The sequence below is a fragment of the Thermocladium sp. ECH_B genome (genome assembly GCA_001516585.1).
GTDB lineage: Archaea > Thermoproteota > Thermoprotei > Thermoproteales > Thermocladiaceae > Thermocladium.
This window is the reverse complement of record LOBW01000063.1, coordinates 1-11,274: the sequence shown is the minus strand read 5'-3', so window position 1 is coordinate 11,274 and position 11,274 is coordinate 1. Positions and strand designations below refer to the sequence as shown.

14 protein-coding genes are annotated in these 11,274 nt (G+C 44.5%); 4 read left to right on the top strand and 10 right to left on the bottom strand.

Going from position 1 to position 11,274, the window contains the following annotated elements:
- The first annotated feature begins 52 nt into the window (after nt 1–52).
- Genes AT710_07640 through AT710_07625 form a run of 4 tightly spaced genes read left to right on the top strand, consistent with a single transcriptional unit; the run spans nt 53 to nt 2,729 of the window.
- Nucleotides 53–1,219 carry a hypothetical protein gene (locus AT710_07640; GenBank protein KUO91078.1) on the top strand — a complete coding sequence of 389 codons (1,167 nt, stop codon included), beginning with the start codon at nt 53–55 and terminating at the stop codon, nt 1,217–1,219.
- Nucleotides 1,219–1,602 (top strand): hypothetical protein, encoded by a 384-nt coding sequence (locus AT710_07635; GenBank protein KUO91077.1) that lies wholly within the window; start codon nt 1,219–1,221, stop codon nt 1,600–1,602. The genes AT710_07640 and AT710_07635 overlap by 1 nt, the downstream gene beginning before the upstream one ends.
- Before the next feature lies 1 nt (nt 1,603).
- Complete coding sequence (locus AT710_07630) at nt 1,604–2,446, top strand: hypothetical protein (GenBank protein KUO91076.1); 843 nt, start codon at nt 1,604–1,606, stop codon at nt 2,444–2,446.
- On the top strand, nt 2,430–2,729 hold the full coding sequence (locus AT710_07625) for a hypothetical protein (protein KUO91075.1): 300 nt from the start codon (nt 2,430–2,432) through the stop codon (nt 2,727–2,729). The genes AT710_07630 and AT710_07625 overlap by 17 nt, the downstream gene beginning before the upstream one ends.
- 137 nt (nt 2,730–2,866) lie before the next feature.
- On the opposite strand, the gene AT710_07620 is transcribed toward AT710_07625, so the two are convergent.
- The 10 genes from AT710_07620 to rps14P form a co-directional block, all read right to left on the bottom strand.
- Nucleotides 2,867–3,295, bottom strand: a complete 429-nt coding sequence (locus tag AT710_07620; GenBank protein ID KUO91074.1) for a Fe-S oxidoreductase — start codon at nt 3,293–3,295, stop codon at nt 2,867–2,869.
- A gap of 61 nt (nt 3,296–3,356) precedes the next feature.
- Nucleotides 3,357–4,235 carry a hypothetical protein gene (locus AT710_07615; GenBank protein ID KUO91073.1) on the bottom strand — a complete coding sequence of 293 codons (879 nt, stop codon included), beginning with the start codon at nt 4,233–4,235 and terminating at the stop codon, nt 3,357–3,359.
- Nucleotides 4,198–4,539, bottom strand: coding sequence for a hypothetical protein (locus tag AT710_07610; protein ID KUO91072.1), 342 nt, complete (start codon nt 4,537–4,539; stop codon nt 4,198–4,200). The genes AT710_07615 and AT710_07610 overlap by 38 nt, the downstream gene beginning before the upstream one ends.
- A gap of 52 nt (nt 4,540–4,591) precedes the next feature.
- Nucleotides 4,592–5,308 carry a hypothetical protein gene (locus AT710_07605; protein ID KUO91071.1) on the bottom strand — a complete coding sequence of 239 codons (717 nt, stop codon included), beginning with the start codon at nt 5,306–5,308 and terminating at the stop codon, nt 4,592–4,594.
- Complete coding sequence (locus tag AT710_07600; GenBank protein KUO91070.1) at nt 5,308–5,610, bottom strand: hypothetical protein; 303 nt, start codon at nt 5,608–5,610, stop codon at nt 5,308–5,310. The genes AT710_07605 and AT710_07600 overlap by 1 nt, the downstream gene beginning before the upstream one ends.
- Nucleotides 5,607–7,088 (bottom strand): protein kinase, encoded by a 1,482-nt coding sequence (locus tag AT710_07595; protein KUO91079.1) that lies wholly within the window; start codon nt 7,086–7,088, stop codon nt 5,607–5,609. Before AT710_07595 ends, AT710_07600 begins: the two co-directional genes overlap by 4 nt.
- Before the next feature lie 248 nt (nt 7,089–7,336).
- Nucleotides 7,337–8,350, bottom strand: coding sequence for a hypothetical protein (locus tag AT710_07590; GenBank protein KUO91069.1), 1,014 nt, complete (start codon nt 8,348–8,350; stop codon nt 7,337–7,339).
- Complete coding sequence (locus tag AT710_07585; protein KUO91068.1) at nt 8,347–9,618, bottom strand: hypothetical protein; 1,272 nt, start codon at nt 9,616–9,618, stop codon at nt 8,347–8,349. The genes AT710_07590 and AT710_07585 overlap by 4 nt, the downstream gene beginning before the upstream one ends.
- A 248-nt stretch (nt 9,619–9,866) precedes the next feature.
- Complete coding sequence (locus tag AT710_07580) at nt 9,867–10,871, bottom strand: hypothetical protein (GenBank protein KUO91067.1); 1,005 nt, start codon at nt 10,869–10,871, stop codon at nt 9,867–9,869.
- A 47-nt stretch (nt 10,872–10,918) separates the two neighbouring features.
- Complete coding sequence (rps14P, locus tag AT710_07575) at nt 10,919–11,083, bottom strand: 30S ribosomal protein S14 (protein ID KUO91066.1); 165 nt, start codon at nt 11,081–11,083, stop codon at nt 10,919–10,921.
- Nucleotides 11,084–11,274 lie beyond the last annotated feature (191 nt).

Here is an 11,274-nt window from a genome sequence, read left to right as displayed (position 1 = left end):
GGTAGCTCACTTTTCGGGAAACTATTTTAAACTAAAAATAAAGCCTCATTCAATGTATTTAACCAGAGAGGATGAGGCTGCTTTATCTAGGGACGACCCTTACGGTAGGGCGTTTGCCACGATAGTCAAGGTAGGGGAATCACTTGGTGCCCCTCATTTGCTTGATGTTGAGACCGTTCATGTGAGTGGCGTGAGTTATCAAACAATTGGAGATGCAGGCGTTGAGTTCCTTAGGGATCTGGCCGAGAATGGCGCCCGGTTTAAGGCGTTTGCCACGGTTAATCCTATGGGAATGGAGTTCAATGGGGTTGATACCCCAGTTGATGAGGTTTTTAAGTCTAAGCAAATGGAGGTGGTGAGATCATTAATCAAGATGGGCGCCAGCGCGTGGTTTACTTGTGCTCCATATGATGTGTTGAGAACTCCTCCAGGCACCGTTCATGCTTGGGGCGAGTCGAATGCCATAGCATACATAAATTCCGTGAGGGATGCAATGAGCGAGAAATTGCCGGGTCCATTCACAATTCTCTCGGCAATAACAGGTAAGGTACCGGCATTTGGTCTATATATGCCTGAGAATAGATTGCCTAAGGTAATTATCAAAGTTAATGGTAAGGTGAGTCAAGCAAGGGCCGGCGTGATCGGCAAGATGATCGGCGAATTCGCCGGCGATAGGATACCCTATGTCATTATCAATACGATGCCAGAACGGGGACTCAAGGCCATGCTCTCAGCTTTTGCCACTTATTCTCCTAATCCATTCATGGTCATAGAGGGCATTAATCCTAATTGGCGATTATACAAGGACAAGGGCGATATGGAGGAATCCTTTACCATTAATGAGAATGACGTGAAGTTGGCTCCCATGCCTGAATATGATGCCTTATTCATAGGGTGCCCCCACGCGGATCTAGAGGAGGTAATGCACGTCATTAAGCTGGTTGAGGAGAGGGGGTATCCTCGCTTATCGAAGCCCCTCTTCATAAGTACATCACGCTTTGTGAAGTCAAGTTTATCCCCCACCCTAATCTCGCGGTTAAAGGAGNCAAATATTCACATTATAACCGATACGTGTCCAATAGTGTCTCCCTTCCTTAGAAATAGAGGCTTGCTTAATGTGGCGACGCCATCATCTAAATCAGTATACTACATGCCTCGCTTAGTCAATGTTAGGGCAATGCCATGCGATGTAGAGGATTGCATTGGTGAATTAATGTGATGAGGGGCAAAACCATTTATGGGAAAGGCAAAGTGCGAGGCAATGCAGTGGTAATTAAATCCCCCATATCTTTTCTAGGCGATATAGATGGCTTGAGAGGAGTTGTTAAGGTTAATGAGGGCGAGAAGCCAATTGCGGGTAAAATACTCATTCTCCCCTATTCACGGGGTTCCACGGTTGGTCCATACATAATGTACCAATTAGTTAAGTATGGTAATGCCCCCCTGGTCATATTGACCATTAATGCCGATACATTGATGTTGATAGGGTCGGTGATGGCCGGCATACCGTTAGTGACGGGTCTTCCTGATTCAATACTTAATGTTAAGGATGGCGCCGTCATTTCCGTCGATCTAGATAAAGGGGAAATCAATGTCGAGTAGGGTGGAGAAAATAGCTTCGCTCATAAAGGAAATGGGGCTAGACACCATTAAGGGATTCGAGGAGAGGGATCCTCAGTACATTGCAATCAGCAAGCTATGTGCATCCATCAAGAATAAATGCATAGTTTCCTCGCTCACCATACTTAATTCATTGGTTAGCTATATGTTGACTGGACGAGGAGAGAGGCACTGGAACTACTTCAGTGAATACTTCTCCAGGAGAGGAGCGATTAAGGATCCTTGCCAAGACTTTCTGGAGTATGCCTCGACAAGCCCCTACCTGGCAAGGCTGAGGGCGGCGAAACTAAATAGAATACGAAAGATATGCGGCACCGCCTTACTCAGTGAATTAATGCAGTGCGGAATCAACTTAGATGAATTAGCTGAACGATTGGGAAAAGCCTTGGGAGTGGATTGGAGAAGCAAGACAATAGTGTTCGCCGTTAAGATGGCTTACTATGCATTTAAGTCATGTGGCTATGAACCGCTAAGGCTTCCCAGTGTTCCTATACCTGTGGATTATCGCGTATCCACCATAACTCATTGCAGCGGTTTATCAAAGGAGGAGCCCCGCGTATTGATGGGTAGGCAACGATTTGTGCAGGAAATATGGGAGCAAGTATCTAGGCTCAGTGGTGTTCCGGCGATTAATCTGGATAGCTTGGTGTGGGTTATGGGTGGTGCATTGATTTATAATGGCTTTGACGTTGATAAGGCTATGAATGAGTTGAGGGGCATGGTTCCCAATAAGGAGGAGGTGGCACACGAATTACTGCTTGAATTCTCCAAGTCATGCAGGGGAGGTGATTCTATTGGCAAGGTATATAGTGATAGAGACACTTGATGATGTTAATGCTGTTTACCGGGAGATAGAGGAAACCGCGAGAAGCATAGCCGGCATAAATTGGTTGAGATGCGGCATGGAGCTTAAGGCCACATATAAAAACAGGTTAATAATAAGAACACGTACAAAATGCGTTAAATGGGTTAGGGCAGCCATTGCATCGTTGAGGAATGCAGCAATAACTTTACGCGTGACTGGCTCCATGAGGAAAGCCGAGGCATTAGCACTATCGCTTAGACCCCTCTATATTGATAAAATGAACGGCGATCCTCGCCCATTCTAGGACCCCGGGGAGGAGGTCAGACTTCCCGAGACGCCCTTATAAGTGGGAGTGGGGATCACCTTGTGGGGGCTTCCGCCTCTAAATCCTCAGGATTAGGCTTTGAACTATAAGGCAGTAGTCTCCTAGGTGAGGTTGGCTCACTTCTTGACGAGCTCTATCTTAACTTTATGTATTCTCCATATTACCTCCTCCACTGCCTTAGCTTCATTAATGAAGTTATCAAGGGTTAATTTAGTGGGGTTATCATTGACCCAGGGGCAATCCCTGGAAATAATTACTTCACCGGTTCTTGGATTATATAGGAGCGGGTACATTCTGCACGCTAATGGTTTCTCGTTATGTATTGTGCAAACCCTTCTATCCCTATCATAGAAGGGGCAGTATCCATCTATTATCCATCTATACATTCTGGCTCCATTAACTCGTAACTCCTTAAGCTTAATTGATGCGCCTACTTTAGCGGCTAAATCCCGCAGTTTCTCAGCCTCATCGGGGAACACTATTGGACACTGCTCCTCGCCGCTAAAATAACAACACTTATCACAAAATAAGCATTTAAACCCCATCAATAGGCATCTTCCTTAATAGTTATTAACATTAACTGAATCCCAGTAAAAATTATTGACATTACGGCGTTATGATGGCCATGGATTTTCGCAATGGTTTAATCATGTACTTCTCCAGTTTCCAGTACTCGGGAACCAATGCTTCCACGTAGCTGGGCATATTGAATGGCAAACCCTTTATCATGAAGTAAGAATCAGCGTATGCCCTATCAAACATGTTTCTCAGAGATGATGCAGACACATATTCTAAATACTTCCTGCGTTGATTCAAGTATTCTTTATTCACCAAATCCTGCAGGTTAAGTATTACATTTTGAAGCTGATCCATGACGAGATCAAGCTTATCAGGCTCAATCGCCTCCACCACGGTTTGAAGATAAGCAACCCCTGGAAACAGTTCCCAATCCACATCAAAGGAGTATGCTAGGCCCTTGTTTCGAAGGCTTCTGAAAAGCAGTGAGGATGCCCCATCTGATAATTGAANCTCGATTAATGCCAGTCTAAGGTATGTATCCACGGGGTCCTCATTAGGCATGGATATTGAGAACGAGACGTATGCCCCATCTCCATTACTCTTAATTCTTAGATCGCTGGGGGATCCAATTGATGGCGTCTTCAAACTAGGTTTGCCTGGAGCAATCCTGGAGAAGCACTCAGCAGCGGTGTTAATTATATCATCATTCACGGCACCAACAATAGCGATTTTAATGTTGCCTCCAACATAATTCCTCAGCTTGTGCTCAATCATGTCTTGAAGCGTTATTGATTCCACGGTTTCATGGTACCCAGTGACCGGGTCCCCCATATCGCTTTTGCCAAATAACGATAATGTGCCTAAATCCCATATACGTGAACTGGGATTCTCATCCCGCAGCTCAATCTCCGAGAGGACTATGTTCCGTTCATTTATGAATTCGTCCAATTGATACGTATCGTTCACCATCATCTTGCATGCTATATCTATCAATTGGGGTGCACTCTCTTGCAGTTGCCTCGAACACGTATATTGTATAATCTCTACCAGTGAATGCATTAGCCATGCCTCCAAGTCCCTCTATCATCATATCCAGTTCCTCCCCTTTTATCCACTTATTTGATTTAAACATCATGTGCTCCAGCAAGTGGCTAATGCCCCTCTGGTTCGGTTCCTCATATATGGAGCCAATCCCCACCCCCACGGCTATAGCCACCACACGCGACTCCACCTTATCTATTGAGATCTCGACACCGTTATCCAGCCTCATTAATTACCGCGATGAATTCCCCTATTAAAATGATCCAGTCACGTAATGGCACTCATTCTTGATTATAATACAGCGGGATTATCTTATCTGGCGCTCCATCTACATATATCACCATGAATCGCCCACCTATTATTTCCCTAATGGTCTCCCTATTGCTTAGGATTGAATTTATCTTGTTGTTCACCATCACTCTATCCCGTATTGCCCTTTGAATGACATCGCTAACCTCATCTATCGAGTCTGCATCCACTAATTGTATGAATTCATGCTGCTTCTTGCCGTCCTCATAAACCAATACTTGTTGCTGCGCGAGTTCATTATTAATAATCGATATATTTCTAATATACTCAAGCACAGTATTCAACGCGGGAGCCATGTTTATTGACTGAATGAATTCGTCGAAATTCTCGAATATGCGCGCATCGGTTATGTGGCCCATAGCTTCCGATACGTATATCGACTTGCGGTCCTTTTTCCTTCTCCTCGTTGCCCGCCTCCGTTTATTGATCTCTGTCTGTTTTGATTGTAGTTTGAGTGGGTTATTTATGCCTAGCTTATCCATTAAAAACGAGAAGCCATAACCAACAGGTACTCCTATCAATAATCCAAGGTAAGGCATTGCCGGGGGATAAATGAATGAAGCGACGCCCAGTATTATCGCTATTGCCGCCATTACTAATCCCGTGAACACTAGGGGTAACCTGGTTATGCCTATCATGAATAGCGCCGTGAATATGGCTATGAANGGCAGAAGCATGGTGTATTGCATCATATTAAGTCGCCTGGAATTATGTAGATCTTGTTAGGTGAACCGTTTTCTTCAACCAGCATAATTATCCCGGTATAATCATTATTGGTCCTTATTTTCTTAAGCATGTAATTTATGTCGCTTATTATATCTTCTATTTCATCCCTATAGGTCTCGCTTAGTTCCCCAAACGATCCATCTACCGCATTTATCACGTCGTTGCTTCCCACCTTAACCTCAAGAGCTTTTAATAAATTATCTCGCTTAGCTTCCAGGTACTTCAATACATCGCTAAATGAATTGAATATTTGAATATCAATCACGTGGTCTCTACCTCAGCTATACCCTCTACCTCAGCCAACACCTTCTCCGGCTTAGTATAGTATCTCTCTATCATTCTGGCCACTTCATGGAGGTCCATCATGTTCTTCTCAACCATCCAATTAATCACCCTCGTTCTTCTCCGCAGTTCCTCCTCTAGTTCCTCCTCATCTTGACCCGTCGTCTCCGCTATTTCCCGTAAAAGGAAGCTTTGACCGCTTAATACGTGAACATCATTCTTTGGATCCCACCTAAACACTGTTCTAACCTCATCAGCGCTCTGAACCTCGCCAACCTCCGTGACTCTCCTAGTGAGGCGCTCGCCGACTCTCACTCTTCTAACCATGACGAATATATTCATTGCCGGTATGTATGCCTTCGGCACATTCATTGGCGGTGAAGTCAACCTATTTATTGCAGCTGTAAAGTCCTCGGCATGCATTGTGGATACGCCGCCGTGACCAGTGTTCACTGCTTGGAACAATACATATGTTTCCTCTCCCCTAACCTCTCCTACTATTAAGTAATCCGGCCTCATTCTCAGCGTTGCCTTAACTAAATCGAAGAGGGTGACCTCATTGGTTTTCTCTGGACCAAAGGATAGACGAGGCGTTAGCCTTATCCAATTCTTGTGAGGCAATCTAACCTCGGGCACCTCCTCCACGGTTATTATTTTTAGGTTTGGCCGTAGGAAGGTAGCCATTGCGTTCAGGAATGTTGTTTTACCTGCTCCAGTGACTCCGAGAACCAGGAATGACTTATGGTTATCAAGCATTAACCAGAAGTAAGCTGCTATCTCTGGCGAAATATTATGAGACTGTATTAATTGAGTGAACGTTATTGGAGTGGCCTTAAACTTCCTTATGGTGAATGTGCTGCCGCCCGGCGAGACCTCCTGCTTATATGTTATGGCTATCCTGGAGCCATCTGGTAATTGCGCATCAACTATCGGAGCAGCAACCGATACGTGTTTTCCAGCCATATGTATTAACTTTGATACGAAATCATCTAGTGCTTGCGCATCCATTGGCACTATATTAGTCGGAATTGTTTCGTAATCCTTGTGGAAAATGAAGATGGGAGCCCCAACGCCATCGGCTGAGATATCCTCTATGTTCTCATCCTTCATTATTGCATCTATGGGGCCAAAACCAAGTAGATCCTTCTCCATGTGATACGCCATCTTGTTTAGATCTATCTTGGTTCCTCTAATTAATCCCCTATACCTATCAAGTATCCTCTTTATTTCTCTGCTCAATACATTACGTGGATTCTCCAGCTTCTTTATATCGGCTGGAGGAGGTAACTCCATCATTACTAATTTATATATTGTATTATAGACCTCGTTTTCCTTCTTAGTTAAGGATTGCTCGACGAGGTAATACATTAGTTCCCCGGTCTCTTCATCCTCGGCAATTATCGCGCTGGCAAATGGCTCAACTAGGGGATACCTCCTTATCTCCCTGAAATTAGGCTTCATTTCCTCTAATTTAAATCCACTACTGGCAGGCACATTTGATCTATTTCGCTGTTATTTAAAAACTTACTTATGGATAAGTATTTAGAAGGCAATTATTAACGTTGCCTCTTTCGGCCTAATGCTTGGGGCTCTGCACGTGCTGGGAACCAGAATTGGCTGGCTCCCACCCTGCACTAAATGGTGGACTTGTCGTTCATAGTATGATAAAAAGTATCAAGACTTGCCCCTTCCCTGGGCTTGGGCAAGGCTTAGGCAATCATCATCTGTGCAGCTATGAATATTGGTATAAGCATTATTCCAACTCCAATGCTGTGAATTGTTTTTCCTGTTAGAATGGATGATACTATGCCATCAATCATCAGCGTCTCCCTTGATTTATCCAGTGATGGAAGTATCGGGAATGGTCCTTGCATTGGAGCTATATTTATCGTCAGTATCCTGGTTACCATGCATAGCAATATATATGGTATTGGTATTACCAGGCCATAAAGCAGGAGAGTCCTATTATTATCCTCAATCCAGGAAAGCACGTCATAGACTACCCTATTCACCTTAGACAAGAAGAGGGGTGCACCTATGGTTCTCGCCGCCTCGAATAGCTTCTCAAATTCTACCCCAATCAAAGTTTCAGTGGGCAGCGGCGTTGGGTCAGGGCTCCACATCAATTCATTGAAGGAATTCATTATTGTGGATTTGATTGGTCCAATGAATAGAAAGCTGGGTCTGAACTGGGTCATATATGGAACTGAGAACGCTATGGAACCCATCATGAGCGAGTAGGGGTAGTTTCTTGTGATGAGTAATGTTGCCATGCCAACTAAGGCTCCAAGAATGGATGGTAACTTGTAATCATACTTGGTTACCTCTACCTGGAAGTAGTGGATCAATGGTATCATGGCGAGCAGTGCGATCGGGAATAATATAGATGAGCCGCCTAATAGCATGGTCAGAATCGTTGATATCGATAATCCAATGATCACCATCAACACTGAGGATAAGGCTTCTCCCATGTCTCGTCGATTCTTATCTAGGTTGATCTTGAGCGCATTACTTAGGAATTCAAAGGAATTATCAACGCCAGTACCGGCTTGTTCATAATTAATTGCCGCCCTATAGAGCTCCGCCTTGAATCCTTTTCCCCCGTCGCCCTCCTCCATCTTGCTCCACGCCTCATCATTGATCATCTTTATTGCGCCGCTTGCTCCCAGGAGCGGCGATATCAATACAAATATGGAGTAATTAATCAACTCCCTTAGCTTCACTTAGCATCACTCATTAATTCAGTGGGATTAGAGTAGTAATTCCTCACTGTTCGTATTATAGAGTTCTCGTCATAACCCACCAAGCCTCTAATTATCTCGGCTTTAGCGGCTATTTTTCCATCATCTAGATCATGGTCATGAATTATGGATCTAACCACCCGTAATCTACGATTAATTGAGATATCGCCGGATTTATCTACTGCATCAATTATGCTGGTCTCAATTATAGCTATATGTTTCAATGCGTTCCCTATATCCGGTGCAATTATGGAGAATCGCTTAGCAGCATCAATGGCATTGCCAGCATGGAACGTCGTTATTCCTCCATGTCCGCTGGTCACGGCATTCAGCCAAGCCTTTGCTTCTGCTCCAGTGATAACCTCATTTACTATTATATGATCAACTCCCATTCTTAATGCTTGGGAAATCAAGTCGTCCTTGGATATGGATTTAACGCCTAGGCCAAATGATNTCCTCTCCATTAATTTATATACCAAGTGATTCGGTAGATTCATCTCGTCTACATCCATTATTAATGCCATGAGAAGCGATGGATTGCCCATAAAAGCTATGGCATTGGCCAGACTTGTTTTACCGGAACCTATTGGGCCGACTATCAGGAGAGGCACCTTGTCCTCAAATAATTGCCACAGAATAGCTGCATCCCGTGCAGTCACCATCCCATTATTGACCAGGTAAGGAAGGGTCCATGGTTTACGCGGCATTATTCTAATATGTATAGCTGGTCCACCTACTGGGGGTATTGTGACAGATATGCGTATGCCATACTCCTCATCGGTTACGGATATCATTGGCTGATATGAGGTTATCGGCGTCCTACATCTGGAACTTATCCTTCTCAATAGATAGTTAATATCCCGCTCAGGAACCTCTATATTAACCTCCACCAAGCCGTAATCAGAATGACGAGCCATCACTACATTATTAATATAAATATCGGTTAGCTTAGAGTAAAGAAGAAGAGGAGTCAAGGCGCCATAATGCTTGCTCCACCTCTCATATGCCCCCAACAATCGCGGCGTCGCCTCTATTTTAAGGGATTTAGCGGCTTTCTCAATGCCCTTGCCTCTTAACGCCTTTTTATGCAATTCATAGATATCTATGTCCGGTACATCATCGTCGCTTAATTGAATAAGATAAGTTGAACCAACTGCCCTAACGCTTATGTTGGTTTCAAGGCCACAGCATTTAATGGTGGTTGACTCAACTATGGCGCCTAAGCTGCTTCCATGGTTTCTCCAAAGCATTTGAATGATTAATAACGTTCAGTTAAAAACTTAAGCTAGGTTGGGCGCCAATTACGGCTGTTTCCCCGTGGCTTCCTTGGTGTTGCTGGGCTTAGTTCTCGCGATCTTATTTCCCAATTAGGTTAACTCCAGAAAGCACTCGGAATAGAATAGGAAATGAAACAGAATCCCCTTGATCTCGTTCTGACGATTCCCCATCCTTAAAGGGCGAGGCTTCCTGAATCCTTTATTATATTATGGTGCTGACCTCATGAGNAGGCATGGCTTAGCTTCCTCGCCTCATCCATGACCCTGATTAAATCATCCTCAACGAAGGAATCAGCGCTAATTGAGTGGCCCCCCATGTTTACGCTTGGTTTACTGCATGCCTTTGCCTTACCTATTAGCCTTGCTGGAATACCTGCCGTCGTTAATTCATTGATCAATGAATCAATTAAGCTGGGTGGAACCCCTATAAGCAACATGCCGGAACTCAGCGAGCGGTATGCATCAATCCCCAGCGCCCCCAACACATCGCTAGTCTCTTTCAGAACTGGAATGCTGCCCTCTATATCTATGCACGTATTTGATGCTGAGGCCATCTCTATTAATCCTTGAATTACACCGCCCTCCGTTGGGTCATGCATGGAAGAAGCGTATTTAGCCGCTATGAGGGCCTCCTTGACTATGCTTGTCTTTCTAATTAATGCAGCGGCTCGCGAGATCATCAATGGATTAACTCCTCTTTGGATCAACTCTTTCTCCATATCACGGGCAGCTATGGCCGTTGCCTCCATTGCGGCGAACTTAGTTGCCACTATTAAGTGACCGGGACGGAGGCCGCTAGTCGATATATAGGAGTCTCCCNCCCCCATTACTGTCGTGGACGTTAATGGATAGTGTACTTCCCCAGAGTACTCAGTATGCCCACCAATTAATGCACCACCTATCTCGCTTAATGCATCCCATACTTGATCCATAATTCTGCCTAACGACTCATCGCTGAAGCCAAGGGGGAGAATCAAGGTCAATACAAACCATCTAGGCATTATTCCCCGGGTTGCAATATCATTAGCGGGCACATTTATGCTCAGCCACCCAATATCATTTATTGAGCCCGTTATTGGATCGGAGTGAACCGCTAAGTATTTACTGCCCACCCTAATTATTGCAGCATCCTCCCCTATTTGCGGACCAACAATTATGTCTTGATCACTGGTTTTCGCTTTATCTAATATTAATCTCTTTAATCTATCATTGCTTATCTTAACCATAATAAACGCCGTGAGAATCTAGAGGCCCAGGGCCTTAAATGTATGCCCTAGTAGTACTTCTTAAAGCCTAGTTGAGGCGCTACTTCCCTAAAGCATCTCCTGCATAGCATTAATCCATACTTCCTAATAACGGCCTCCCGCGTGCCACACCTCATACATCGTATGGTTGCCCTGCCATATTTCCGTTGCTTCGGCGGCTTTATATTTGTCATTAAAATAAGTCGCCCACTAGTTTTTATAAATTTTATCTGAGGCCTACATTAGCTATTCAATTAAAGGGCTGGGACCAAGTAATGTAAAGCTTTAATGGGGCGAGAAATCCATTTACTGACCCCCTCCCCACCTTAAGGGTTCCCCGAGGTCTTGGGGGTTACGCCCCATTATGGGCGCTACTCGGTTGCCG